The sequence below is a fragment of the Streptomyces sp. NPDC003393 genome (assembly GCF_053589015.1).
Map to the genome: position 1 here is coordinate 14,866 of NZ_JBSFRB010000017.1, position 24,710 is coordinate 39,575.

Sequence of the window (24,710 nt, forward strand, 5' to 3'; positions counted from 1 at the left end):
TTTCGGCGACGATGCACCGTCGCCCTGATGTGGCTGGCCACCTCGGCCGTCGTCTTTGCCGCCTCCCAGGCCCCGGAAACCTCCGACGAGCGGTTTTCCATGCCGGGCATCGAGGCGCAGAAGGCCTATGACCTGGCGGATGAGCGTTTTCCCGGGGCAACGGCCGACGGCGCGACCGCCCGGGTCGTGTTCGTTGCCCCGGACGGGCAGAAGGTGACCGCGTCCGACAGCGACCATCGAGAAGGCCGTCACGACCATCGAGAAGGCCGTCACGGAGCCGGCCGACGGCCCTCAGGTCGACAGGGCCGATGATCCCTTGGCGCGAAAAGAGGACCGACGTGGAGTCATCGTCGCTGATCCCGGTGCCAATGGTTTCCACCGAGCCGAAGGCGGAGAACCCGCTGTGCGGGCGCGAGCGTATTACTCGCCCAGTTGTCCTGTGGTATGCGGAGTGGTCGCGTGCGTGCTTCCCTCCGGCCACAGTGCACGGGCGGCGTCCGACAGCCTGTCAACTCCTGAGGGACCCAGGACTGTCAACTGGAGAATGAAACCGGGCACGATTGTCGCCATCAACTGGGCGACTTCGTCGGCTGAGGCCCCCGGGGGCAGGGCGCCGGCATTTTGATGCTGCCGCACGATGTTGACGATTTCACCGCAGGCCTCGACGATTGTGGCTTTGATCCGCTCGGTGAGTGCTGGGACGTACAGGGCTTCGGACCACACCAGCAGCGTGAGGGCGGCGAAGCCGTTCTCTGCGTGCTTCGTCTTGATGACCTCGAAGAGATCGGCGAGTGCTTCTCCGATGCCGACCGTGGGTCTCCGATCGGCCAGTTTGCGGACTTCGGTGACCACCTCGCCCAGGTTCTCCTCGGCGATCGCGACAATCATGTCCTGCTTGCCGGCGAAGTACCTGTACACGGCTCCCGTGGACAGGCCTGTCTCTGTCAGCACGTCCTGCATGGTCGTCGCGTGGAAGCCGTTGCGTACGAAGCAGCGCCTCGCGGCGCTCAGGATCTCTGTGCGGCGGGCGTCTAGGTACTCCTGGCTCACCTTGGGCATGCTGCCAGCGTACATGAAAAAAAATGAGTGATCGTTCTTCTTGACGAGGGGCGGTGATCGGTGCACAGTAGGCGAAAGAGAGCGTGCGTTCGTTTTTTATGTCTTGCGTGCTTCCACGGAGCCCCGCCCGGGCCTCCCTCAAGCGCAGGACACAGTGGTGCAGCTGTGTGTCCGATCCGACAGGCACGGATGGCCGCTCAGCGTTCCGAGTTCGCTCGCGGCCCCGTGCCCTGCTCTTGAAAACTCCCCGCCGAGCCGTGGGCGCCGCGGTCCTGCCAGAAGGAGAAGGAATCATGAAGAAGCGGCTCATCGTCGCCGCAGCCGCCGCGGTGCCGGTGGCGCGCCTGGCCCGCAGCTTCGCGTCGTCGCCACTGCCTGCACCTCCCCCTCTGTCCGACTCGATTCCGATTCCCGAGGCCAATCCACCGGCGGAACTGGACGTCGTCGCGGTGCCGACCGGCGTAAACAAGCGCGTCGCAGCCTACGGTTACCGCGGCGGATCGTTCTTCGAGAAGCGCGACTTCAACATGGGTGCCGTCCTCATCAGGCACCCCAGCGGCGATCTGCTGGTCGACACCGGGTTCGGCCGCGGTATCGACCAGCAGATGACCACCATGCCGCCCCTGTTCCAGCGCATGACCAAGTACGAGATGTGGAAGCCGGCCCGGGATCAACTCGAGTCCGCCGGCTACGACTTCGGTCGGCTCGCGGGCATCCTCCTCACCCACGCGCACTGGGACCACGTGAGCGGTCTCCCGGACTTCCCCGGGGTGCCGGTGCTGGTCACCGAGCGAGAGAAGGCCGCCTTCAACAGGGAAGGCATGCACGGCTACTTCGGCCCACCCTTCAGCGAGACCAGCATCCCCTGGAGCGTCATCCACTTCGAGTCCGGCCCCTACCTCGGCTTCCCTCGCAGCCACGACGTTCACGGCGACGGATCGATCGTCTGCGTTCCCGCCCCCGGGCACACCCCGGGCAGCATTATCGTGTTCGTGACGCTCACCAACCACGTGCGGTACGCCCTGGTGGGGGACCTTGTGTGGCAGCGCGAAGGTCTCACCCGGCTGGAAGAGCGTCCCTGGCTGGTGCGGAGGTTCGCCGATCTGGACGCGGACGGCAACCGACGTAATCTCCTGCGGATGGCCTCCATCCTCCAGCGTATCCCCGACATGATCGTCGTGCCCGCCCACGACCAACGCGCCTTCGCCGAGATGACCACCCTGCCCAATGTGATGACCAAGGGCCTCATCCTCTGACGGCGTTCGGCCGTGGCTCGACGTAGGACGCCGCCACCCAGTCCAGGGCCGCAGGCGTCCGAGCATGCCTGACAGCAGGTGACGCCGACCTTCGACCGACCATTCGGCGCTGCGAGTTCCCCGGCCGCTCGGGCTTCCGGCCCGGCCCTCAGCGTTTCACCGAAATGTTCTGAGCCGATGAAGAGAGAAACTCGTGACGAAAGCAAGCAGTGACACCGCTACGGAACACAACACCGACATGGCTGCGCCCCGGGTCGCGCACGCTGTGGCCAGGGCCCTGAAAGACAACGGGATCGACCGTATCTTCCTGGTCACCGGTGGCGATCTGCTCCTCTGGCAGGCGCTGCGCGATCACGGCATCGCCATGCACCTCGCACGCAGCGAGGCCGCGTCTGTCGTCATGGCCGACGCGTACGCCCGGGTGACGGGCAAACCCGCGGTTGTCTACGGGCAGTGGGGGCCGGGCGCGGCGAACGTCGCTGGAGCGCTCGCGGATGCCTGGTGGGCACACAGCCCCCTCGTCGCCATCACCAGCACGGTGTCCACACAGGTCGAGTACAAGAACGAGTACCAGGAGCTCGATCAGCCGCCGATGTTCCAGTCGATCACGAAGTGGCAGGCGCGTGTCACCCGCGCGGACCGCGCCGGAGAACTCGTCGCTCAGGCCGTGCGCACCGCGGCCGCGGGATGCCCACGGCCCGTGCACCTCGACATCCCCTCCGACACGATCATGGAAGTCGCGCCGAACGCCCGCTACGCGCCCGCCTTCACACCCACGCCGCCGGCCCCGTCGGCGAGCGCGGTGGACGACATCGTCAGCAGGCTCGCCCGAAGTGAGCGGCCGATGATCCTCGCCGGGAACGGAGTGCTGCTCGCCGAAGCCGCGCTCGACCTCGTAGAACTCGCGGAGACCGCGTCGGTGCCCGTCGTGACGACACTTGGTGGGAAGGGCGCCATACCCGAGAACCATCCGCTGTCGGTCGGCGTCGCGGGACGCTACTCAAGCAAGATCAGCAACGCGATCGTACGTGAGGCGGATCTCGTCCTGGCCATCGGCACGGATCTCGGAGGTCTCGCGACCGACACCTACACGCTACCCTCGGCCGCCACCGATGTGGTCCAGGTCGACCTCTCGCCCGAGGCCGTCGGCAGGACGCGCGCCGTGCAGGCGGGTGTGGTCGCCGATGCCGGCGAAGTGTGCCGCTCACTCGCTGCGGCGCTGACCTCGGAGCCGGTCACCGACGCGCGCCGCACGTGGTGCGAGTCCGTCCAGCGCAGGCGCACCACCTGGAAAGAGGATTTCCAAGCAGTGGCACGCCGACCCGCCACCGGGCATGTGCGGCCCGAGGCCATCGTCTCGATCCTTCGGGAACTCACCCACGAGCGCGACCTGCTCGTCGTGGACACGGGCTTCATGGGGGCCTGGGGCGGCGCCCTGTTTCCCGTCCACTCGCCCGGCCGGACCTTCCTGCGCGCCGCCGGCACACTCGGCTGGGCCTTCCCCGCCGTCCTCGGTGCCCAACTCGCGGCGCCGACGGGGCAGCGTGCCTTCGCGCTGGTCGGCGACGGCGGTTTCGGCTACAACGTCGGAGACCTCGAAACCGCGATGCGACTGGACATCCCGGCGGTGACCATCGTCCTGAACAACGCGAGTCTCGGCTACGAGCACGTCGGCTTCCAGCACGCCCTCGGAGGCGACGTCGTGCACGAGGTCTGCGATTTCATCGACGTCGACCACGCGAAGGTCGCCGCCGCGTACGGGCTGTTCACGGCTCGCGTCGATTCGGCGGAGGACTTCAGGGGAGCCCTGAAGCAGGCGATCGCCGGCTCCCGCCCAGCACTGATCGACGTCGTGGTCGACAAGGAACGGATCGCCCCGGTCACCACCTTCGACGCGCTGCTCAAGCGCGACGTCTGAATCGGCCCGGTGACCGCGACGACGGCATCTTCCACACGACGACGTGCTGATCGGCCGGTCCACCGGTGTCTCACCACCCTGGAAACGCACCTGCACGCTCGGTGTTCGGCTGTCGAGCACAAGGAGATCACCATGCGACCGCCACCGATTCCCACGCCGGGCTGCGCCGGACCAGATCGCGGCCCTGAGCGCCGGCTCGCGCCCGGCCGAGGACGAGATCCTTGCCGCAGATGTCGCTTTCACCCTGACCCGCGGCGGCGCGGTGCCGGGGCCGCTGTACGACGCAGCGGTCGCCAAGCTCGGCCAGCAGGGCTTCGCCGCGGTCGCATTCATCGCGTCCACCATCTGGCGCTCGGCACCCCGCTCAACGCGTATGACGTGCTCGCCGGCCGCGCCGTGACCCAGACCGACTAGGAACGAATCATGCCCGATATCAACGAACTCAAGGCCATGCTCGAGCACCCGGAGGACTTCGGCACGTTCGGGCGCTTCACCGAGACGCCGGTCGACCAGATGTCGCCGAAGATGCGCGAGGCGTTCGACTTCACGCTGAAGCTGCGCGGACTCGTGCTGGGTCCGCACAAGATCTGGGCGGCGAACCCGACGCTCCTCAAGACGGTCGCGCCGGTCGGGGCGTATTTCCAGACAGAGTCGACGTTGTCGAAGGCCGAGATCGAGATCGCCACCTGTGTGATCTGCGGGCGCTGGGGCGCCGCGTACGCCAGCTACGAGCACGAGAAGATCGGTGTGATCTTCGGAGGGCTCGAGGCGGAGAAGGCCCAGGCGCTGATCGCGGGGCTGCCGACCGCGTTCGACGACCCGCGGCAGCAGATGGTGTACGAGCTCTCCTCGACGCTGGCCGCTGCGCGGATCGTGCCGCAGGGGATGTTCCAGCGGGCGCAGGAGCTGCTCGGCGACGTCGGCATCGTGGACGTGACGGTCCTGATGGGCTGGTTCAGCGCGGTCTCTCTCACCCTGATGGCCTTCGACGTGCCCTCGAACGCCGTCGGTCTCGACCAGTAGGCCTCGTCGAGTACTGCCCGGCCGGGCTCGACCCAGTTCTGGTGGTCGCGCAGGGACGGTATGGCGGTCCGTCGACTCGGCGGACCGTCACGCACGCCATGATCAGGGACGGCCAGTTCTGTCGCGCGCTCTGCGGCAAGTGTTGTTCAGTGCCGCTTCACGGTGCCGGAAGGACGTGTGGAGGTGCCGTGCCCGACAGCACGACCACCACTGCGGAGTGGGCGGAGACGTGCACTGTGAACGGGTTCGTCGTGCAGGGGCTTCGAGTTCACGCAGGTGGGCGTGACGGCGGTATTGGTTACGGCACACGAACGGAACGCGGTGACGAGAGGCTGGTTGGCGAAGCCGATCAGGGTGCTGGCGACATGGGTGGTCGCCCGGTTGCCGACGATATGGTCCCCGACCAGCCCTGGCGGTTGTTCGGCCGTTTCTGGCTGATTCGTGGAGCAGCGGTGGCCGCGTCTTCCTGCTGGGCGACGCCGCACACACGATGCCGCCGACCATGGGCCAGGGCGCCTGCTCCGGGATGCGGGACGCCATCACCCTCGCGTGGAAGCTCGATCTGGTGCTGCGCGGAGAGGCCGCGGAGGACCTGTTGGCGACCTACGAGGCGGAACGCCGGCCGCACACCCGAACGATCATCGAGACATCGATCCTGCTCGGTGAGGTCGCTTACACGACGGATCCGGCGCATGCCGCCGCCCGCGATGAAGCGTTCCTCAGCGGCTCCATGCCGCCTCCGTTCCCCGTCCTCGAGACCGGAGTCGTCCAGACGACCGACGACGGCGCCCCGGCGCCGTTCGCCGGCACCCTCGCGCCGCAGGGGGTCGTATCCACCCCGGACGGCCGGGCGGGACGGTTTGATGACTTGTTCGGATGTGGCTTCAAGCTGGTGACACGGAAGGGGACCGACGGGCTTCTCGACTCCGACCAGCAGACGTTTTTGGACCAGATCGGCTGCACTGTGCACACGCTCGCCGACGGCGAGGCCCGCTCCTTGGGAGACGACGCGGGAACATACACGCGGTACCTGGACGAGATCGGCGCCGACATGTTCATCTACCGGCCGGACTTCGTGGTCTTCGGGTCATGCGTCGCTGCCGACCGGGGCGAACTGATCACACAGCTTCAGGACAAGCCGCACCACGTCGGGCTGTCAGACGTTGCGAAGCAGGCGGTCACTCGATGAACCAGTCGAATCCCGAAAGGACGGATATCACGTCGCCGGCGCAGAAACTGCTGGCTGCGCAGTGGCGGTCGATGACCCCGACCCGCATGTTCGATTACGGCGTATTGCCCTACGACATCGCCCGAATGCAGGCCATGACCGCCGAGGGTATGGCGTGGGACGTTGCCGCTGAGTCGCTGACCGATGTCCAGGAGCGTCGTGCGCAGCGGGCGCTGAGGGAAGGTCATGTGAAGACTGCGCTCGAGGCGTACCGTGCAGCTGCGGCAGACCTGATCTTCGCGCAGATGGCGTTCAACTACGACACCCCACGCAAGCGCCAGTTGTACGACCGGCTGATCACGGTGTTGTCCACCGTTAGCGGGATCCTCGGCGACCGGTTCGAGAAGCTGGAGCTGGGATTCGGTTCACAGCACTTGGTGGGATGGCTGGTCAGGCCGCCCGGAGGGGACGCGCTCGGCACCGTAATCGTGTTCGGCGGCCAGAGTGGGTGGGGCGCCGCATACTGGCGCCATGCCGACGCCCTGGCAGCGCGCGGTCTCGCGACCATCCTGGCCGAAGGCCCGGGGCAGGGAGAGACCCGACTGCGGCACCGGGTGTTCCTCGACGTGGACGTCGCTGCGGCCTACGGCAGGTACATCGACTACGTACAGGAGCACCCGTCCCTCGGCCCGGCGGTGGGGATCTTCGGCAACAGCCTGGGTGGCCTTTACGCAGCACTGACCGCGGCGGCAGACCGCCGGGTGCGAGCCTGCTGCATCAACGGCGCGCCGGCCCGGCCGTCGCTGCTGGGACACCGCAGCTTTGACGAACAGGCCGCGGCCATGCTGGGCACAGACGACACCGACCGCATCACCGCGAACTTCCGCCGTCTGGCGTTCGATCCGCAGCGCGCACACATAGGCTGCTCGCTGCTGGTACCGCACGGAGGGCACGACGTCTTGTTCGGACTCGATGCGCAGCAGCCCTTCCTCGACGGCGCCGGCGCGGACAAGACCCTGCGGGTCTGGCCGGACGGCGACCACACCATCTACAACCACTGCCAGGAGCGCACGTCGCTCGTCGCTGACTGGTTCGCCGACAAGCTCGCACAGCATTGACAGCAGCCTGCCATGCGTCGGTGCTGCGCGGCCGGAGCGTCGGTGTCGTGCAGCGCGCCCTCGGCGGTCGGTGCGGCACGGACATCCAGGCCAGGCGCCGGCAGAGCGAAGCACGCTGGTGCGGCCGGAGCGTGCAGCGGCGGTCACCCTCACGGGTGACGATGAGCATGGTTACCCGCTCGACCAAGGTGTGAGGCAGGCCGAGTACGGCGGGATGGAGAAGCAACGAGGCTCCTGTGATGCTGAGTTGAGATGTCGAACACCTCTCTCAACACACAGGAGCCTCGTGCGTTGCGAGACGCCGACCCGTCACCCGATCGGCGGCCGCTCCGAAAGAGCTCAGCGCTCGCCTACCTTGCCGCTCAGCGCTCGCCTACCTTGCCGTGGACCCACCTCGCACGCCCCCTGCTCCGCCTCGGCAGGTTCCGTGGGATGTGGCGGCCCCGGCGCGCGCGAGGGTGTCTGCCACTGTGGTGCAGGTCAGGCGCACCACGGCGCGGAGCTCTGCTTCGGAGGCGCCGGCGCGGCTCAGGACGGCGAGCGATTGGTTGACGGCGACGACGTAGGTGGTCAGCTCGTCGAGTACGTGGGGCTCGGCTTCGGAGTCCGCCAGGGCGGCGCGCACGCGCGCTCGCTGGGTGTCGAGCAGGGCACGCACATGGCTGCTGTTCTCCTCGCTGAGGACCGGCGCCTGCGCCGCGGAGTGCGCGATGAGGCATCCGGCGGGGACCGAGGGGTCGGCGATGCGCGCCAGGACGACTTCGAAGAACGCCTCGATCGCCCGCACCGGCTCGCCCGGGTGGGACGCAAGCGCGTGCTCGTATTGGGCTCCGTAGGTGCCGGCGTAGCGATCGAGACTCTTCCGGAACAAGGAGTCCTTGCCGCCGAACGCCCCGTAGAGAGAGCCGCGCCCCAGGCCTGTGGCGGACGACAGGGCGTCCAGGGAGGCGTCTGCGTAACCGCGCTGCCAGAACACGCGCATCACCTGGTCCAGGGCTGTGGTGACGTCGAACTGCTTGCGACCCGACATGGCGCTCCTCCCAGTGGGACCCCCAGTCTACCCATGTTGGATCGATCGTCCCAATAATGTTGGACCGATCGATCCAACATGGGTTAGCGTGGAGCCACAGCCGCTGGCGCTCTTGCAGTGGGGAAGGTTGTCATGATCGAAGAAATCGCTCCCGGTACCGAGACGCGGGCAGATCCGCCGTTCGACGCGCCTCGGACACGTGTCGGCTTCTGGCTGGTCGCAGCGGTGTACACGCTGGTCATGCTGGGATCGACACTTCCCGTTCCGCTGTACGTCCTGTGGGCTCCCGAGATGGGATTCGGACCGTTCACCACCACGCTGGTGTTCGCCGTCTACGCGCTGGGGACAGTGGTCGCGCTCGTACTGTTCTCGCCGATGTCGGATCGGGCGGGGCGCCGTCCGCTGCTGGCGGCCGGGCTACTGGTCACCGTGGTGAGCACGGTGCTGTTCCTGGCCGCGAGCGATGTCGGCACGCTGCTGGCGGCCCGGTTCCTGTCGGGGCTCGGCACGGGCGTCTACACCGCCACCGCGACGGCGACCCTCAACGAACTGGGCGGGCCGCGCAAAGCCCGTCGCACCTCGATGGTGTCGACCGCAAGCAACATGGGGGGACTGGGGCTCGGGGCGATCGCGGCGGGCCTGCTCGCGCAGTACGGCACGGACCCTACCCACCTGGTGTTCTGGGTGTTCCTGGGAACTCTGGTCCCCGCCCTCGTAGCTGTCGCCATCGTGCCGGAAACCGTCGCCGACCGGCACATGCCCACAGTGGACGCGCGCCGCCCCACCGTGCCCGACCAGGGCGCGGCGCGATCGGAATTCCTGCGCGCCGCGGCAGTGGTCCTCGCAGCGTTCGCGGTGTGTGGTCTGTTCTCCTCGCTGGTGCCCGCGTTCCTGCGAGAGGAACTGCACGTGCACAACTTCGCCGGCCTCGGTGCCGAGGTCGCCCTGCTGTTCTTCACCGCCGCGGCGGCACAGCTGACCGCTCCCCAACGGTGGCTCGACAGCCGCCGGCCGACCCCGACTCTCCTCGTCGCCGGTGTCGTGGTCTTCGAAGCCGGGCTGTGGTCCCAGTCACTGGCGGTGTTCATCGCCGGCACGGTTGTGGCCGGGATCGGTGTCGGCCTGGCCTTCCGTCGTGGGATCGGTGTGACGCAGCGTCTGGCCGACCCGCAGCGCCGCGCGGACCTGCTCGCCAGCTACTTCCTGGCCGCCTACAGCGGCACGATCGTTCCCACCCTCGCCCTGGGCCTGCTCGACCAGGCCCTCAACGAGAAGGTCGCCACGCTGCTGCCGGCTGTCGCGGTGGTGCTCACCACGGTGGCCGCGGCGCGCACCGCACCGCGGCACCGGGCCGCACACGCGATCCGGTGAGGCCGGCCGGTCCACACGCCACCTCCCGGCACACATTCACCCGCGCATTCGAAACGGAGATCTCAGTGACCGCCTCAACCACTCATCCGCCGGTGCCGGAAGGGCCCGGCGCAGCCTCGATGGCGCCCGGCCTGCCGGCAGGGTTCACCGACACGTTCACCAGCCGGTTCGTCGACACCGGCAAGGTCCGCCTGCACGCGGTCATCGGCGGCGACGGTCCGCCGCTGCTGCTCCTGGCCGGCTGGCCCCAGACCTGGTACGCATGGCGTCTGGTCATGCCGGCACTCGCCCGGGAGTTCCAGGTCATCGCCGTCGACCCGCGAGGTGTCGGCCTGTCGGACAAGCCGGAGGACGGCTACGACACCGGGACCCTGGCCGACGACATGGCGGCCCTGATGACGGAACTGGGCCACGACCGGTTCGCCATGGTCGGCCACGACGTCGGCATGTGGACCGCCTACGCGCTGGCAGCCGACCACCCCGGCCGCATCGAGCGCCTGGCTGTCGCCGAAGCCGCCATCCCGGGACTGTCCCCGTCGCCGCCGCTGTTCGCCAGTGACCAGGCCAACACCCGGCTGTGGCACTTCGGGTTCAACAGGCTGAGTGGGCTCAACGAAGAGCTCGTCCGGGGCCGCGAACACCTCTACTTCGGCGCCCAGTTCGAGAGCAAGGCCGCGCAGAAGCTTCCCGAGGAAGTGGTGCGCTACTACGTCGACGTCCTGGCGTCCGATCCCGACGCCCTGCATGCCAGCTTCGCCTTCTACCGGGCCCTGGACGCCACGATCGCGCAGAACGAGCAACGCCGTAAGCAGCCCCTGACCCTTCCGGTCCTGGCGATCGCCGGCGAGGCCAACTCCGGGGACCTGGTGGCCAACACCATGAGGCTGGGCGCCACGGAGGTGCACAGCGTGATCATTCCCGACTGCGGCCACTACCCGGCCGAAGAGACTCCCGACGTGATGCTGGACGCGCTGACCCGGTTCCTGGCCCCTTACCGCGACGGACTGCCTTGCGAACCTGTGCCCGCGGCGCAGCTGCCCGCCCGATGGAACGACGAGCAGGGGAACGCGAGCGTGGCGCAGCCCGTCCGCGCTGGGTCGTTCACGGCGCCGGACACCCGCATCGCGCCGCTGCCGATCAACCATCTCGGCATGCGTATCGAGGACATGGACGCGGCTCTCGGCTGGTACCAGAGCGTGCTGGGTTTCGAGTTGATCGACGGGCCGACCGAGTATTCCCCCACGAGTCCGCAGGCCGCGCGGCTCAACAGCATCTACGGGCCGACGTGGACTCGCATTCGCCAGGCACACCTGGCGACGGGCAACGGTGTTGGTCTGGAGCTCTTCGAGTTCAGTGGCGCATCCGAGAGCCGGGCCACTCCCTGGCGTCCTGGCACGGTGCCCCCGCCTGGCCTCTACCACTTCTGTGTCACCGACCACTGCATCGATGAGCTCGCCGACCGGATCAGCGCGGCCGGAGGACACCAGAACACCCCGATCACCGAACCCATACCGGGCATGTTGATGACCTATGCCGAGGACCTGTTCGGCCACGCGGTCGAGATCAACAGTCGCAGCTACGAGCAGTCCCATCCCAGCCGCAGCGTCCGCTCGTGACCAGCAGCCAGTACGAGGCGACCGCCCCGCGCCCGGCGCAGCACGGGCGCGGGGCGCCGCCGTCCAGCAACTACAGCCGGCCGGGCACCGGCAGCGGACTGCGACACCACGGGCCCGCGGCCGGGCGCCGGATGCTCGGCGGCCTTGCGGTCACCGCCGCGGTGTTCGTCGTGGGCGGCTTCGCCCTGGGACCCCTGGGATCACTGCTGGTTCTCGGTGTCCCCACGACCTTTGCCATGCCGGTACTGGCGGCTGTCGCCGACTGGGACGCAGGCGCACGCGGTCGCGGGGCGGCCCTCATCAATTCGCTGCTGATCATCGTCATTGCTGCGGGGCTGACATTGCTCGGGCAGATGCTGCTCGGTCACGGCGACCTGAACGGCGCAACACGAACCACCCTGGTGGTGTCAGGTCGTCAGATGCCCACGTTCCCTTACGAGATCCCTGTCGGAGCACTGGCGTTCGTGACATTCCTGCAGGTGTCGGTCGTCAGCGAGGGCCGCCTGGTGCTCCCAGCCCGCTACGGGCCGAAGGCCGGCCGCCTCGTGGTGCTCGGCTGCCTCGCCGTGGCCCTCATCGCATACGCGACGCTGGCGAACTGGGGCTCGGCGACCGCAGACGTGCGGCGACTGTCGCTGTGGGACCCGCACGGCCCGTTCGATGCACTCGACATCGCCGCCTGGCTGATCTCCGTGGCGATCTGGCAGACCGCGCACGGCCTGCTCCACGGATGGCCTTGCTCCTTGATCAAGGCCCGCCCCGCACGGGTGGCCCTTGCGAACGTCGCGGTCCTCGCGCTCGGCTCGGCCACCTACGAGGTCGCCACCGGCCCGCTCGGCATGACCGGCCCCCAACTGTCGGCCGCCGGCGCCATGTTCGTCGTCGGCGCGTCCATCACCGGCCCGCTCCTGAACGGATGGCCTCTCACCGGAGCCCCCACCGGCCGACGCCGCACCTGGCTGATCATCAGCGCAACTGCCATCGCGGCAGCGGCCTACGCCGCCTTGCACTGGCTGGGCCTTGCCACCGAGCACCGCTGGACACCCCAGGCGCCGGTCGAACTGTGGATGGTCATCTGTGGACTGAACCTGATCGGCGGCGCCGTTCCCTGATACACCCAGATCGTCCGGCACCAGACCCCTCAAAGTCTCGCTGGGGCAGAGCGGAGGGGGCCAGAGTGATTGACGTGCTCCCTTGCCGCAGCCTGTTGTTCAACCTCGGGGGTCACCCGACCGACGCGGTCCGGCTCGGCCCGGCCGACGACGCCGTCACCGCCGCCCAACTACGCGGCGTAGTCAAGGGCTTGACCGGTGCGGGTCACTGGAGCAGGGGTGCCCCGAGCTGCTGATCGTCGCTGACGCCGGCTACGACCTCGCCCGCCCAGCTATGGCCAGCTGATCACCTCCACCATCGATGACCGGCAAGTCTCGGCCGTCGCCTCGGTCGACCACCTCGGCGCGGATGTCGGCTCCCGTCTCCGGTGGCGCGTGGAACGCCTCGATCACGTAGGCGGCGAAGCGGCGGGAGGCCGTGACCCGGGCGGCATGCGGCATGTCGTGGAGGCCCCGGTGGGCCATGAGCATGAGGACCAGGTCGTCGACGACGAAGCCGGGGCGCAGCCGGCCGGTCTTCTGGGCACGGCGGGCCAGTTCGCCGACCGCGCGCAGAGTCCGCTCGCGGTCCGCGGTGAAGTCCATGGCCTCGGGGAAGGCCGTCATGAAGGCGTCGGCGAAGCCCCGGCTGTGCGCGTGGAGTTCGCAGATCCGCTCGATCAGGCTCCGGAAGCCGTGCCACGGGTCCGGGTCCGCGAGGGCGTCGCGGACCGCGGCATGGCAGGCGCGCCGCTGCTCGGCGAAGGTCTCCGCGATCAGTGCCTGCTTGGTCGGGAAGTGCCGGTACAGCGTGGCGGGGCCGACGCCTGCGTGCCGAGCGACCTCGCGCATGGGCGCGCTCAGGCCTTCATCGCCGAACACCGTGCGGGCGGCGTCCAGGATGCGGGCCCGGTTGTCGCGGGCGTCGGAGCGCACGGTCCGAGGCAAATCGCTGGTCATCATGTCTCACTTTACCGTAACGGACGGGGGCGTCCGTTACGGTCCGATGGCAGGTGCTGCCGGCCCGTCCGAGCGCTTCACCGGTGACGCACGGCTGTGGAGGCCGGCTCGACGCCCGCGGCCGCAGCAGCCGTGATCCGTCCTTCCACCGACCCGAGGAGCAGAGATGAAAGCCGTCGTGATCAGGACGTTCGGAGACCCCGATGGCCTGGAGGTCGTCGATGTGCCCATACCCGTTCCCGCCCCGGGGCAGCTGCGGATCGTCACGGAGGCGATCGGGGTGGGCGGTGTGGATGCCGTGATCCGCCGGGGAACGCTTGCCGCCCACGGCTTCCGGGAGGGCCATCTCCTCGGCAGCGAGGTGGCGGGAAGGGTCACCGCGGTGGGAGAGGGCGTGGACGCCTCGTGGATCGGGCGGCGGGTGTGGGCGTTCACCGGCCTGTCCGGTGGGTATGCCGAGCAGGCCGTCGCCGCGGTCGAGGACGTCCTTGCGCTGCCCGACGGCCTGACCGGTATCGACGCGGTGACCCTCGGCGGCTCCGGGGTGGTCGCCCACTTCGCCCTGGACCGGGCCGGTTTCACGCCCGGCGAGACGGTGCTCGTGCGCGGCGCGGCGGGCAGCATCGGGATCATGGCGGTCCAGCTCGCGGCCAGGGGCGGCGCGAGCGCGGTGGCGGTCACCACCTCGTCGGCGGAGCGCGGCGCCCGCCTGCGGAACCTGGGCGCGACCCATGTCCTCGACCGCCTGGGCGAGGCCGGCCCGGACGCACCGGTGGGTTTCGACGTGGTGATCGATGTCGTAGCGGGTCCCCAGCTGCCCCTCTTCCTGGACAAGTTGAACGCAGGCGGACGGTACGTGGCCGTCGGTGTGGTCGGTGGGCAACCGCCGGCGGACTTCGGCCTGCGGTTGATGGACGCCTTCCGCAGGTCGTTGTCGTTCGCCACGTTCAGCTCCGACACCGTCCCCGGACCCGAGCGGCAGGCCGTGCGGTCGTCCCAGTTCGCCGACGCCGCGCGAGGGCATCTGCGCACGGTCGTGCACGAAGTGCTGCCACTGGACCAGGCGGCGTCGGCCCACCGCGAGATGGACGCGGGGGAGGTGTTCGGCAGGATCGTGCTGACGCCCTGAGCCGGGCGAAGACGGTGTTCGCGGGTTGCGTTCTGGGAAGTGGTGGACCGGCTCCCACCTGATCCGGTCGTTTGCCCGGCAGCCAAGTGAGCGCCCGGACACAAGACGGCCACCGGCTGATCCTCGAGATGTCGAAAGCGCCAAGGAGATCAGCACGATGACCGCACCCGACGGTCTGCCCCCGCACGACCTCGCCGAGAACAGCCTCGCCCCGGTGAGTGACGATCTGCTGCGCGCGATGACCGATCTCGTGTGCCCGTACGCGCCCGGCCTCTGACCAGCGGCCTGGCTGTCCGTCCCGGCCGCCGAGACAACGACGCAGCCACGCCGTCCCCGCAGACGTCAGGTCCGGGCCGGGCAGCTTGGTCTGGACCGCCTCCGGACACTCGCGCGGGATCGGGACGGCAGCCCTTGCGCATGCTGTGCATCAGCAGACCCCGGCCCCAGGCGGGCGGCCATTCCCGGGGCCGTGGCCCCGGCCCCGAAGAACGCGGCGGCTTCTGGGCGGGCGGGCCCGCTGCCCGGCGGCGCCCCTGATGGCCTCAGCGCGTGGTCGGCCGCGACAGGTAGCGGCCGTGCGGGTCGCCGACCACCTTGCCGTCCGCGTAGACGGGCCGGCCGCGCAGGAACGTCGACTCCACCCGCGCCCCGATCTCCAGGCCCTGCAGCGGCGTGTACTCCTGCGCCGACTCCGAGTCCGCCGCGTCCACCGTCCAGGACCGCGACGGGTCGAGGAGCGCCAGGTCCGCGTCGTAGCCCTCCGCGATCACGCCCTTCGTGGCGAGGCCGAAGCGCCGGGCCGGGGTCCATGCCGTCAGTTCCGCGACCTTCTGCAGCGGCAGGCCGTGCGCGGGTGCCGCACCCACGAGGCCGGGCAGCAGGTACTCGGTGCCGCCGAAGCCCGACTTGGCCGCGAAGACGTCGCTTGCGGGGTCGCCGAACTTTGTCTCCTCCTTGCAGCACGCGTGGTCGCTGACCACCCAGTCGATGTTCCCCGCCACCAGGTGCTCCCACAGCGCGTCCACGTCGTCCTGCGGCCGCAGCGGCGGATTGACCTTCCCGCCGATGCCCGATGCGGTCTCGATGTTCGCGAGCAGGTGACCGATCGTGACCTCCCGCCGGAAGTCGACCTGCGGGAACGTCTTCGCCATCAGCATCGCGGCCTCGATGGCCTTGCGCGAGGACAGGTGCAGCAGATTGATGTTCGGCAGCTGCGTCTCCGCGGCGAGGTAGCTGGCGATGGTGACGGCGAGACCTTCGGAGTGGGGCGGACGGGAGGCGCTGTAGGCGGCGAGCCCGTCGAGTGTGCCTTCCTCCTCCACCAGCTTGGTGTAGGCCGTCATGATCTCCGCCGTCTCGCAGTGCAGCGACAGGGAGATGGCGTCCGCCAGTTCGGGGTACGCCTCGCGCGCCGCCTGCACACCGCGCATGACGAACTCGAAGTGCGCCAGGTCGTAGCGCTCGCCCGGCGGGATCATCAGGAACTCGTTCTGGTCCGCCGACCGGCCGTGCAGGCCGTGGCTGCCGTAGAACATGAACACCTTGAAGGAGGTGACGCCGAAGCGGGCGATCAGCTCGGGGATCTCCGCGATGTGCGACTTCTGCATCGGCGCGAGGTGGAAGCCGTAGTCGACGTAGGAGCGGCCCTCCGCGTTGTCGAGGACCAGTGGGAAGACCTCGTCGTAGCTGCCGCCCCGGTTCATGTAGTACTGGCCGGTCCTCATGTACGTCAGCGCCGTGGTCACACCGCCCTGGGCGCAGGCGCGGCTCTCCGTCGCGGTGTCGTCCGACAGCGGGTTGTAGATCCCCCAGTGCTGGTGGGCGTCGACGACGCCGGGGAACGCCAGCAGTCCGTTGCCGTCGACGACCTCGCGGGCGTCCGAGGCCGGGATGCCGGGGGCGATGCGGTGGAACACGCCGTCCTTGACGCCTAGGTCGGTGGTGGGGATGTCTGCCGCGTCGTGCTTCACCAGGCGCACGTTCTTGATCAGCAGGTCCAGTTCGCTCATGTGTGCTCGTGCCTTTCTTCGTGTACGTGAGTGTGGGCCAGGGCGGTCGCCGCCTGCCAGGCCAGTCCGAGGGCCGGCAGCAGGCCGTTGCCCGCGAGGTAGCCGTCGGCGCCGTGTCCCGAGATGCCGTGTGCCGCCCCGCCCGACGCGAAGAGCCCGGGGATCGGCGATCCGTCCTCGGCGAGGACGCGGGCGTCTTCATCCACCACGAGGCCGCCTTGTGTGTGGAACAGGGCGGGGATCACCTCGACGGCCGCGTACGGGGGGCGCAGCGGCTCCTCGAAGAAGGTCCTGCCGTACCGGTCGTGCTGTGCGGCCCCGGTGGCCAGGGCGGCCTGGCCGGTGACCGACTCCTTGAGCGCCGTGGCCTCGCAGCCGGTTCGTTGTGCGAGGCCGTCGAGGTCGTCGGCCCACACCAGCGCCCCGGCGTCCACCGTCTGGCGGAAGTCGGTGAACGGCAGGCACAGGTCGTGGACGCGCTGGTCGAGGACGATCCATCCGCAGGCTCCCGGGCGGGCCGCGAGGGCGGCCGCGTACTCGGAGTAGCCGGTGGTCTCGTCCCCGAACCGCCGGCCGTCGCGGTCGACCATCACCGCGCCGTGCATGATCGTGGCCCAGCCGACCAGGGTCCGCGAGCGCCGTGCGAGCGCCGCATGGCCCTGGTAGGCGTCCAGGTAGGCGGCGCGCGCGCCGTGCCGCAGGCCGATCCGCAGGCCGTCGCCGCGGGAGAACTGGCCGCCGTGGTAGTCGGCCTGCGCGATGTCCGGCAGGTGCCGGGCCACGAGGTCCCGGTCGGCGCCGTACCCGTTGGTGGCGAGCAGGACGGCTCGCGCGGGGATCGTCTCCCGGTGCCCGCTCGGATACTGCACGATCGCGGCCGTGACCTCGCCGTCCCCGCCCCGCTCGACGTCGGCGAGCCGGGCGGGGACGAGGAGGTCGACGTGGGGTGAGGACCGCACCCGGTCGTAGAGGTGGCGCAGGAGTGTGGACCCGTGCCGTCCCTCCACGGTGTGCAGCCGGTGCGCGGAGTGGCCCGGGTAGCCGAAGTCGGTGACGAGCTTCAGCGGCAGGCCCGCGTCGTCGACGAGCCACTCCACCAGCGGTGCGCTGATCCGCGCGAGGGCGGCGGCGAGGGCGGGGTCGGCGGTGCCGTGGGTCTTGGCGGTGATGTCGGCGACGAAGCGTGCGGGGCTGTCCTCGATCCCCGCCTCGCGCTGCCAGCGCGAGCCCGCGCCGGGGATCATCGCGGTGGACATGGAGGTGTTGTTCCCGCGCAGGAACTGCTCGTCCGGATCGACGACGAGGACGCTCAGCCCGGCCTGTGCCGCTTTGAGCGCGGCCGTCAGGCCGCCGCCGGCACCTGCCACGACGAGGTCGACCGCTCCCTCCTGCCCGTTCTCGGCGTTCGCCGGCGCGCCGTCGGTCATGCCCGCGCCCCTGCCGCCGGCAGCCGCAGGGCGCGGTCTGCCGGGCCGAGGAGCTTCACGGCGTGCGTCGCGTCCGTGTCCACGGCCGAGCAGCCGTTGATCACGGCGGTCATGCCGCGCGCGGCACAGCCGTCGAGGGCGCCGCGTCCGGCCTCGTTCCGCCGCCGGGTGCCGGGGATGGCGCCGAAGCCCGGGCCGAGCGCGGTGGCACCGGTGAACCACGGCCCCGGGCCGTCGTCCTCGATGTAGTCGGCCGGGCCGTGGTCCTCGAAGCGTTCGGCCGGGGCGCCGCCGATGATGCGGTCGCGAGTGACGGCGCCGGACACCCTCCCGGTGACCGCCAGGAGGGTCGTGGTCGGAGGCGGCGTGCCGACGGGGGGAAGGCCCGCACCGTGCGGCGTCACCGCAGCAGCGCGGTCCGGCGTGCGGAGGGCGGACGCCTTCTCGGCTGCCGCCGCCGGCGCCTTGGTGACGGAGGCGGTGGAGGCTCGGGCCTCGTCCTTGGCGGCCGACCGCCCGGGGGCGTCCTGGCCGTCGTGCTCCGGGACGACTTCCGCCCCCGGTGGCGAGAGGCGCCGTCGGCGGGTGCGGCGCCGTGCCGGCTCGTCGGTTCCGACGCGCACCGAGGTGACGGAGAGGGTTTTCACGCGATGCCTCCAGAGCTCGCCGCCGGGGCGGTCGTCAGGGGGGCGAGGTCCCGCGGCAGCGGTCCCACGTCGTCGGTCTCGGGCAGCCGGTCCGCGGCCCGCCGCAGCTGCCGAACCAGGGCGTCGTCGCCGAGCGGGCCGGTGAGGACGGCCCACGGCGTGGGGGGTGTGAAGGGGCGGTGGCCGGCTGTCGCCCGTCCCTCGGTGCACGATCCGGCGGCCGTGACGGCGAGGATGTCGAGCAGGAGGAGCGAGAAGTGCTCGCGGACGGTCCCGGGGATGTCGGACCAGGACAGTCGCGAGGTCAGGCGGGCGGGCTCCTTTGTCTGCGGTGCGGCCGCGTCCTTCGGATCGCGGGCCTCGTGCGGTTGTTCGTGGGACTGGCCGGCGGGCACCTGCTCCACCTCCCTCCATGCGTTCCATTCAGCGGAACGCTCTCACGTATCGATAATTTCAACGCATTCGAGAGCGCGTCAATACCTCTCGGTGAACCATCAATATTCCAGATATTTGCTGGGTGAAGACCCTTGACCCTGCCGAGGACCGGTGCTTGTCTGATGTTCCATTGAGCGGTACGGATGCAAGAGATTGCTACGGGTACCCCCCGACCACCACGCACGGGACAGGCAAGAATGGGCCCATGACGACTCAACCCGGAACCGAGACCGCAGGCCGCGTGATCGACGTCCTCCTGCTGTTCACCGACGGACCCGACGAACTCGGCGTCTCCCGGATCGCCCGTGAACTCGGCCTCAGCAAGGCCGTGGTGCACCGCATCCTGCAGACCCTCGTCACCCGCGGCATGGTGGCCCTCGACCCGCAGACCCGGCTGTACCGTCTCGGACCGACCACAGCGGCCCTCGGGGCCCGCGCACTGCGCGAGCTCGACCTGCGGGCCGTTGCCGCCACCACGCTCAGGCGGCTCCAGCAGGAGACACACGAGACCGTCACCCTCACCACGCTCGTGCCCGGCGGACGCGCCTACATCGACCAGATCGTCAGCACCCACGAGGTGAAGATGACCGTCGACCTGGGCCGCAGGTTCCCGCTTCACGCGGGCAGTTCGGGCAAGTGCATCCTTGCTTTCCTGCCGCGGGCGCGGCGCGAGGAGGTCCTCGCCGCCACGCTCACCGCCCTCACCGACAGCACCCAGACCGACCCCGACACGCTCCGCACCGAACTGAAGGCGATCAGGGAGCTCGGATACGCCAGCTCCCAGGGCGAGCGCCAGGCGGACGCCGGCTCCGTCGCCTCACCCGTGTTCGGCCTCGACGGCGACGTCCTCGGCGCGGTCTCCGTGTGCGGCCCGCGCTCTCGCTTCACCCCGCAGTTCGTCAGCGCCTGCGCGCCCAGCGTGGTCGAGGCGGCCCGCGGCATCTCCGCCGCGCTCGGCTGGACCGGTGACGGTCCCGCCGCGGACGAATCCGCTCTCAGGGCTGCCTCCTCCCACGCGACAACGGAAGGACCTCCATGACCGACACCGCACCCGCTGTTCCAGCAGCCAGCGACGCAGCCCTCGCCGGCATCAAGGTGCTGGACATCGCCACACTCTTCGCCGGACCCCTCGCGGCCACCCTGCTCGCCGACTACGGCGCCGACGTCACCAAGATCGAACACCCCAAGGGCGACCCGGTGCGCAGCCACGGTGCGAGCAGGGACGGCGTCGGCCTGTGGTGGAAGATGCTCTCCCGCAACAAGAAGGCCATCACCCTCTACCTGGGCAGCCCCGAAGGGCAGGACATCTTCCGCCGCATGGTCGCGGACGCGGACGTCGTCATCGAGAACTTCCGGCCGGGCACGCTGGAGCGCTGGGGACTGGGCTATGAGTCCCTCGCCGCGATCAACCCACGTCTCGTGCTCGCCCGTATCACCGGCTTCGGCCAGAGCGGCCCCTACGCCAAGCGGCCCGGGTTCGGCACCCTGGCCGAGGCCATGAGCGGCTTCGCCGCCATCACCGGCCAGCCCGACGGACCGCCGACCCTCCCGCCCTTCGGGCTCGCCGACGGCGTGTCCGCCCTCACCGCCGCCTTCGGCATCATGACCGCGCTGCACGCCCGCGAACGCACCGGGCGCGGGCAGGTGCTCGACCTCGCGATCATCGAACCGATGATCACCCTGCTCGGGCCGCAGGCCATCGCCTACGACCAACTCGGCGAGCTCCAGCCGCGCACCGGCAACCGTTCCGTGAACAACGCTCCACGCAACACCTACCGCACCAAGGACGGCAGTTGGGTCGCCGTCTCCACCAGCGCCCAGTCCATCGCGGAACGGGTCATGCACCTCGTCGGGCACCCCGAGTACGTCAACGAGCCGTGGTTCGCCTCCGGCGCCGAGCGCGCCCGGCACGCGGACGAACTCGACGCGGCGGTCGGCTCGTGGATCGCCGACCGCACCCGCAGCGAGGTCATCGAGGCGTTCGAGGAGGCCCAGGCCGCCGTCGCCCCGATCTACGACATGAGTGACATCTTCGAGGACCCGCAGTTCCAGGCACTGAGGACGATCACCACGGTGGAGGACGAGGAACTCGGCACGATCCGGTTCCAGAACGTGCCGTTCCGCCTCAGCGACACCCCCGGAGCCGTCCGCTGGCCCGGCCCGCGCAAGAGCCGCGACACGGCGGAAGTGCTGGGCCGGTACGGCGTCGGTGCCCAGGAACTGGCCGCCCTGGCCGAACGGGGCATCGTATGAGCAGCGCCCCGCGGGCCACCGGCACCGTGCGGTCCTGGCTCTACGTGCCCGCCACCCGCCCCGACCTCCTCGACAAGGCGATGGCAGGCCCAGCGGATGCCGTCGTCCTCGACCTGGAGGACTCCGTACCCCGCAACCGCAAGGACGAGGCCCGAGCGCACGCCGTCAAGGCGGCGGCCGCGCTCTGGCCCAAACCACTGTGGCTCCGCGTCAACCAGGTCCGACTCCCCGAGGGACGCGCCGACCTGGACGCCCTGGCCGGTACCCCCGTGCAGGGCCTCAGACTCCCCAAGTGCGAGAGCCCGGACGAGATCCGGGCGGTGCTCGACCGGGTCGACACCCCGCTGCACCTGCTGCTCGAGACAGCCCTCGGCGTGGAGCGCGCCTTCGAACTGGCCACGACCGCACCGCGGGTGGCCCTCCTCTCGCTCGGCGAGACGGACCTCGCCGCCGATCTCCGGGTGAGCGGCGACGGCGCGCTCGACTGGGCGCGCGCCCGTGTCGTCAACGCCGCCCGCGCCGCCGGCCTCGCCGGCCCCGTCCAGAGCGTGTGGACCGACGTCGCCGACGTGGAAGGACTCACGGCCGACACCGAACGCGCCCGCGTCTGCGGCTTCTTCGGCCGGTCCGTCATCCACCCGAGGCAGATTCCGTCGGTCAACGCGGCGTTCACCCCCCGGCCCGAAGAAGTCGAGGAGGCCCGTCGGCTCGTCGACTCCCTGCACCGCGCCCAGGACGCGGGCAGTGCGGCCTGGCTCGACGACCGCGGCCGGTTCGTCGACCCCGCGGTCGTGGCCCGCGCCCGCTGGGTGCTCCACCTCGCCGGCTGACCACCCAACACCGCGACCAGTTCCAGCCCCCCACCATCAACTCCTCCAGGCAAGGCAGGTCATGACTCCCGTCCGGCACACCACCAACCCCCTGCTCGCCGCGCTGCCGGCCGACCCACGCATCATCGAGCTGGGCCAGCCGCTGTTCACCGGCATGCCGTGCTCTCCCAACCATCCCGGTTTCCGCATGACCCTGGCCCGCCGCCACGGCGACATGGTCCGGCCCGACGGAGGCTCCGCCGCCAACGAGGTGATCATCACCGGTGGCCACGTCGGAACCCACATCGACGCCCTCTCCCACGTCAGCCACGACGGCCTGCTGCACGGCGGCATCGACGCGGCCGAAGCGCAGGCAGGCGGCTCCTTCTCGCAGCACGGCGCCGAGCGAACCCCGGCGATGGTGACCCGCGGAGTGCTGCTCGACGTGGCCGCGGCCCTGGGCACCGACACCCTCCCCGGCGGCCACGGCGTGACCGCGGCCGACCTGGAGAAGGCGGCCGAACTCGGCGGTGCGGAGCCGCGCAGCGGCGACGTCGCCGTGATCCGTACCGGCTGGGCCCGCACCTTCGACGACCCGGTCGCCTACCTGGGCAAGGAGTCCGGCGTCCCCGGCATCACCGAGGACGCGGGCGCCTGGCTCGCCGAGCGGGGCGTGCGGGCCGTCGGCTGCGACACCACCGCCTGCGAGCAGATACCACCGGGCGCCGGCCACAGCGTGCTTCCGGTACACCGGCTGCTGCTGGTCGACCACGGCATCTACATCATGGAGCACCTGGCACTCGAAGACCTGGCCGCCACCGGCGTGCACGAGTTCCTCTTCATCGTCGCCCCGCTCAGGATCGTCGGCGGCACCGGATCCCCGATCCGCCCGATCGCGGTGGTGGCCTGATGACCGACGCCTGCACCCCCCTGCCCACCGCCGCCCAGCGGCTGGCCTCGTTCGCCGCCGCAGCACGGGACTCCGGCCTACGCGCCGACCTGCGCGACAAGGTCACCGGCCACCTCCTCGACCTGCTCGGCAACAGCCTCGCCGCACTGCCGCAGCGGCCCGGCGCCGCCGTGCGGCAACTGGCCGAGGAATGGGGCGGCGCACCGGCCGCCACCGTCATCGGGTCGGCGACCCGCCTGCCCGCTCCGTCGGCGGCGCTGGTCAACGGCACCCTCGCGCACAGCCTGGACTTCGACGACACACACCTGCCATCCGTCCTGCACCCGTCGGCATCCGTACTGCCCGCCGCCCTGGCCACCGCAGAAACGGTCGGTGCCAGCGGTGCGCAACTGCTGGCCGCCGGCGCGGTCGGGATCGAGGTCACCTGCCGGCTCGGCATGGCGCAGTACGACCCGAAGCTCGGCAACTCGGTGTTCTTCGACCGGGGCTTGCACGCCACCGCCATCTGCGGAGCGATCGGCGCGGCCGTCGCCTCCGCGATGCTGCGCGGCCTGGACGCCGACGGGATCTGCTCCGCGATCGGCATCGCCGCAAGCATGGGCTCGGGCATCATCGAGGCCAACCGCACCGGCGGGACCGTCAAGCGTGTGCACTGCGGCTGGGCCGCCCACGCCGGCGTCGTCGCCGCGGACATGGCACGCCTCGGCCTGACCGGCCCGCCCACCGTCCTGGAAGGCCGCTTCGGCTTCTTCCAGGCATTCTGCGGCGACCGCTTCGACGCGCACGCCGTCGTCGCCGCGACGACCGAGGACCTGGGCGAACACTGGGAACTGTCCCGGCTGTTCATCAAGCCCTACCCCTGCAACCACTTCACCCACGCGGGCGTGGACGCGGCCATGCGACTGCGCGCCCGGGGGGTGGACCCGGAGCGCATCGCGCGGCTGACGCTGGGCGTCCCGGAACCCGTGCTGCGCACCATCGCGGAGCCGGCGGACGAGAAGGCCCGCCCGCGTTCCGGCTACCACGCGGCGTTCAGCGGCCCGTACACGGTGGCCGCGGGACTGCTCGCCCAGCCCGAAGACCCGGGCCACGGGCTCGGCGTGTTCCACCAGGACTTCACCGACGAGGCGGCGGCCGACCCCGCACGCCTCGCTCTCGCCGCGCGGGTGACCTGCGTCGCGGACGAGGAGTGCACCGCCGTCTTCCCGTACCAGTTCCCGGCCGTCCTCACCGCGGAACTCACCGACGGCACCACCGTGACCGAACGGGTCATGGTGAACAGGGGAAGCCCGGAGAACCCCCTCGACGCCGCGGAACTCACCACCAAGTTCTTCGCCAACGCCCTCGGCGCGGGTGACGAGCGGACCGTCAAGGCACTGGCCGACGCGGTCTGGCACATCGCAGCAGCCCCGGACACCGCGGAACTGACCCGCGCGCTGTCCGCGGCGGCGACCGGCACATGACACATCGCTGACTCCTCA

22 protein-coding genes and 2 pseudogenes are annotated in these 24,710 nt (G+C 70.2%); 16 read left to right on the plus strand and 8 right to left on the minus strand.

Annotation, left to right across the window (positions count from 1 at the left end; all coding sequences use genetic code 11):
• The first annotated feature begins 27 nt into the window (after positions 1-27).
• The gene (locus tag ACWDUZ_RS18310) at positions 28-312 is read left to right on the plus strand and encodes a hypothetical protein (protein WP_413951041.1); all 285 of its coding nucleotides are present in this window, start codon (positions 28-30) and stop codon (positions 310-312) included.
• Between the two features lie 108 nt (positions 313-420).
• On the opposite strand, the gene ACWDUZ_RS18315 is transcribed toward ACWDUZ_RS18310, so the two are convergent.
• Complete coding sequence (locus tag ACWDUZ_RS18315; RefSeq protein WP_451632827.1) at positions 421-1,059, minus strand: TetR/AcrR family transcriptional regulator; 639 nt, start codon at positions 1,057-1,059, stop codon at positions 421-423.
• A 257-nt stretch (positions 1,060-1,316) separates the two neighbouring features.
• Here ACWDUZ_RS18315 and ACWDUZ_RS18320 point away from each other — a divergent pair, with 257 nt between their 5' ends.
• The 6 genes from ACWDUZ_RS18320 to ACWDUZ_RS18345 all read left to right on the plus strand — a co-directional run bounded on the left by ACWDUZ_RS18320 (position 1,317) and on the right by ACWDUZ_RS18345 (position 7,542).
• Complete coding sequence (locus ACWDUZ_RS18320) at positions 1,317-2,315, plus strand: MBL fold metallo-hydrolase (RefSeq protein ID WP_451632828.1); 999 nt, start codon at positions 1,317-1,319, stop codon at positions 2,313-2,315.
• Positions 2,316-2,553: 238 nt separating this feature from the next.
• Entirely contained in the window at positions 2,554-4,233 is a 1,680-nt protein-coding gene (locus ACWDUZ_RS18325; protein ID WP_451632829.1) for a thiamine pyrophosphate-binding protein, read from the plus strand.
• Between the two features lie 43 nt (positions 4,234-4,276).
• Positions 4,277-4,633: a hypothetical protein gene (locus ACWDUZ_RS18330; protein ID WP_451632830.1), complete on the plus strand. Its 357-nt coding sequence runs from the start codon at positions 4,277-4,279 to the stop codon at positions 4,631-4,633.
• 23 nt (positions 4,634-4,656) lie between these two features.
• Positions 4,657-5,256: a carboxymuconolactone decarboxylase family protein gene (locus ACWDUZ_RS18335; RefSeq protein WP_451632831.1), complete on the plus strand. Its 600-nt coding sequence runs from the start codon at positions 4,657-4,659 to the stop codon at positions 5,254-5,256.
• A 430-nt stretch (positions 5,257-5,686) separates the two neighbouring features.
• On the plus strand, positions 5,687-6,445 hold the full coding sequence (locus tag ACWDUZ_RS18340; protein WP_451632940.1) for an FAD-dependent monooxygenase: 759 nt from the start codon (positions 5,687-5,689) through the stop codon (positions 6,443-6,445).
• The gene (locus ACWDUZ_RS18345) at positions 6,442-7,542 is read left to right on the plus strand and encodes an alpha/beta hydrolase family protein (protein WP_451632832.1); all 1,101 of its coding nucleotides are present in this window, start codon (positions 6,442-6,444) and stop codon (positions 7,540-7,542) included. The genes ACWDUZ_RS18340 and ACWDUZ_RS18345 overlap by 4 nt, the downstream gene beginning before the upstream one ends.
• 109 nt (positions 7,543-7,651) lie before the next feature.
• Here the strand turns inward: ACWDUZ_RS18345 and ACWDUZ_RS18350 are convergent.
• Positions 7,652-7,768 (minus strand): annotated as a pseudogene (locus tag ACWDUZ_RS18350) (IS5/IS1182 family transposase); the annotation flags it as partial.
• A gap of 147 nt (positions 7,769-7,915) precedes the next feature.
• Positions 7,916-8,572 (minus strand): TetR/AcrR family transcriptional regulator, encoded by a 657-nt coding sequence (locus tag ACWDUZ_RS18355; protein WP_451632833.1) that lies wholly within the window; start codon positions 8,570-8,572, stop codon positions 7,916-7,918.
• A 111-nt stretch (positions 8,573-8,683) separates the two neighbouring features.
• Between ACWDUZ_RS18355 and ACWDUZ_RS18360 the strand changes: the two are divergent.
• From ACWDUZ_RS18360 to ACWDUZ_RS18370, 3 genes and pseudogenes are all read left to right on the plus strand, one after another.
• Positions 8,684-9,943, plus strand: a pseudogene (locus tag ACWDUZ_RS18360) (MFS transporter); the annotation flags it as partial.
• Between the two features lie 65 nt (positions 9,944-10,008).
• A complete protein-coding gene (locus tag ACWDUZ_RS18365) occupies positions 10,009-11,559 on the plus strand; it encodes an alpha/beta fold hydrolase (protein WP_451632834.1) in 1,551 nt (516 codons plus the stop codon).
• The gene (locus ACWDUZ_RS18370) at positions 11,556-12,671 is read left to right on the plus strand and encodes a hypothetical protein (RefSeq protein WP_451632835.1); all 1,116 of its coding nucleotides are present in this window, start codon (positions 11,556-11,558) and stop codon (positions 12,669-12,671) included. The genes ACWDUZ_RS18365 and ACWDUZ_RS18370 overlap by 4 nt, the downstream gene beginning before the upstream one ends.
• Positions 12,672-12,923: 252 nt before the next feature.
• Here the strand turns inward: ACWDUZ_RS18370 and ACWDUZ_RS18375 are convergent, their stop codons facing one another.
• Positions 12,924-13,610 carry a TetR/AcrR family transcriptional regulator gene (locus ACWDUZ_RS18375; RefSeq protein WP_451632836.1) on the minus strand — a complete coding sequence of 229 codons (687 nt, stop codon included), beginning with the start codon at positions 13,608-13,610 and terminating at the stop codon, positions 12,924-12,926.
• A gap of 166 nt (positions 13,611-13,776) precedes the next feature.
• Here ACWDUZ_RS18375 and ACWDUZ_RS18380 point away from each other — a divergent pair, with 166 nt between their 5' ends.
• On the plus strand, positions 13,777-14,739 hold the full coding sequence (locus ACWDUZ_RS18380) for a zinc-dependent alcohol dehydrogenase family protein (protein ID WP_451632837.1): 963 nt from the start codon (positions 13,777-13,779) through the stop codon (positions 14,737-14,739).
• 542 nt (positions 14,740-15,281) lie between these two features.
• Here the strand turns inward: ACWDUZ_RS18380 and ACWDUZ_RS18385 are convergent.
• From ACWDUZ_RS18385 to ACWDUZ_RS18400, 4 genes are read right to left on the minus strand one after another with little or no spacing between them, the layout of a single operon-like run.
• Positions 15,282-16,748, minus strand: a complete 1,467-nt coding sequence (locus ACWDUZ_RS18385; RefSeq protein WP_451632838.1) for a dihydroorotase — start codon at positions 16,746-16,748, stop codon at positions 15,282-15,284.
• Entirely contained in the window at positions 16,745-18,175 is a 1,431-nt protein-coding gene (locus ACWDUZ_RS18390; protein ID WP_451632839.1) for an FAD-dependent oxidoreductase, read from the minus strand. Before ACWDUZ_RS18390 ends, ACWDUZ_RS18385 begins: the two co-directional genes overlap by 4 nt.
• Positions 18,172-18,822 (minus strand): aspartate/glutamate racemase family protein, encoded by a 651-nt coding sequence (locus ACWDUZ_RS18395; protein ID WP_451632840.1) that lies wholly within the window; start codon positions 18,820-18,822, stop codon positions 18,172-18,174. The genes ACWDUZ_RS18390 and ACWDUZ_RS18395 overlap by 4 nt, the downstream gene beginning before the upstream one ends.
• A complete protein-coding gene (locus ACWDUZ_RS18400) occupies positions 18,819-19,226 on the minus strand; it encodes a hypothetical protein (RefSeq protein WP_451632841.1) in 408 nt (135 codons plus the stop codon). The genes ACWDUZ_RS18395 and ACWDUZ_RS18400 overlap by 4 nt, the downstream gene beginning before the upstream one ends.
• Positions 19,227-19,462: 236 nt before the next feature.
• On the opposite strand from ACWDUZ_RS18400, the gene ACWDUZ_RS18405 reads away from it, so the two are divergent.
• From ACWDUZ_RS18405 to ACWDUZ_RS18425, 5 genes are all read left to right on the plus strand, one after another.
• Positions 19,463-20,296: an IclR family transcriptional regulator gene (locus tag ACWDUZ_RS18405; RefSeq protein ID WP_451632842.1), complete on the plus strand. Its 834-nt coding sequence runs from the start codon at positions 19,463-19,465 to the stop codon at positions 20,294-20,296.
• Positions 20,293-21,510 (plus strand): CaiB/BaiF CoA transferase family protein, encoded by a 1,218-nt coding sequence (locus ACWDUZ_RS18410; RefSeq protein ID WP_451632843.1) that lies wholly within the window; start codon positions 20,293-20,295, stop codon positions 21,508-21,510. Before ACWDUZ_RS18405 ends, ACWDUZ_RS18410 begins: the two co-directional genes overlap by 4 nt.
• Complete coding sequence (locus ACWDUZ_RS18415; protein ID WP_451632844.1) at positions 21,507-22,340, plus strand: HpcH/HpaI aldolase/citrate lyase family protein; 834 nt, start codon at positions 21,507-21,509, stop codon at positions 22,338-22,340. The genes ACWDUZ_RS18410 and ACWDUZ_RS18415 overlap by 4 nt, the downstream gene beginning before the upstream one ends.
• Positions 22,341-22,401: 61 nt before the next feature.
• On the plus strand, positions 22,402-23,229 hold the full coding sequence (locus tag ACWDUZ_RS18420; RefSeq protein WP_451632845.1) for a cyclase family protein: 828 nt from the start codon (positions 22,402-22,404) through the stop codon (positions 23,227-23,229).
• Positions 23,229-24,692, plus strand: a complete 1,464-nt coding sequence (locus ACWDUZ_RS18425; RefSeq protein WP_451632846.1) for an MmgE/PrpD family protein — start codon at positions 23,229-23,231, stop codon at positions 24,690-24,692. Before ACWDUZ_RS18420 ends, ACWDUZ_RS18425 begins: the two co-directional genes overlap by 1 nt.
• Positions 24,693-24,710 lie beyond the last annotated feature (18 nt).

Bases quoted from the DNA above. Each gene is read 5' to 3' on its own strand.
- ACWDUZ_RS18390 (WP_451632839.1), bottom strand. From the start codon at position 18,175: ATGACCGACGGCGCGCCGGCGAACGCCGAGAACGGGCAGGAGGGAGCG.
- ACWDUZ_RS18420 (WP_451632845.1), top strand. From the start codon at position 22,402: ATGACTCCCGTCCGGCACACCACCAACCCCCTGCTCGCCGCGCTGCCG.
- ACWDUZ_RS18345 (WP_451632832.1), top strand. From the start codon at position 6,442: ATGAACCAGTCGAATCCCGAAAGGACGGATATCACGTCGCCGGCGCAG.
- ACWDUZ_RS18425 (WP_451632846.1), top strand. From the start codon at position 23,229: ATGACCGACGCCTGCACCCCCCTGCCCACCGCCGCCCAGCGGCTGGCC.
- ACWDUZ_RS18415 (WP_451632844.1), top strand. From the start codon at position 21,507: ATGAGCAGCGCCCCGCGGGCCACCGGCACCGTGCGGTCCTGGCTCTAC.
- ACWDUZ_RS18315 (WP_451632827.1), bottom strand. From the start codon at position 1,059: ATGCCCAAGGTGAGCCAGGAGTACCTAGACGCCCGCCGCACAGAGATC.
- ACWDUZ_RS18375 (WP_451632836.1), bottom strand. From the start codon at position 13,610: ATGACCAGCGATTTGCCTCGGACCGTGCGCTCCGACGCCCGCGACAAC.
- ACWDUZ_RS18380 (WP_451632837.1), top strand. From the start codon at position 13,777: ATGAAAGCCGTCGTGATCAGGACGTTCGGAGACCCCGATGGCCTGGAG.
- ACWDUZ_RS18325 (WP_451632829.1), top strand. From the start codon at position 2,554: ATGGCTGCGCCCCGGGTCGCGCACGCTGTGGCCAGGGCCCTGAAAGAC.
- ACWDUZ_RS18310 (WP_413951041.1), top strand. From the start codon at position 28: ATGTGGCTGGCCACCTCGGCCGTCGTCTTTGCCGCCTCCCAGGCCCCG.
- ACWDUZ_RS18335 (WP_451632831.1), top strand. From the start codon at position 4,657: ATGCCCGATATCAACGAACTCAAGGCCATGCTCGAGCACCCGGAGGAC.
- ACWDUZ_RS18355 (WP_451632833.1), bottom strand. From the start codon at position 8,572: ATGTCGGGTCGCAAGCAGTTCGACGTCACCACAGCCCTGGACCAGGTG.
- ACWDUZ_RS18405 (WP_451632842.1), top strand. From the start codon at position 19,463: ATGACGACTCAACCCGGAACCGAGACCGCAGGCCGCGTGATCGACGTC.
- ACWDUZ_RS18410 (WP_451632843.1), top strand. From the start codon at position 20,293: ATGACCGACACCGCACCCGCTGTTCCAGCAGCCAGCGACGCAGCCCTC.
- ACWDUZ_RS18385 (WP_451632838.1), bottom strand. From the start codon at position 16,748: ATGAGCGAACTGGACCTGCTGATCAAGAACGTGCGCCTGGTGAAGCAC.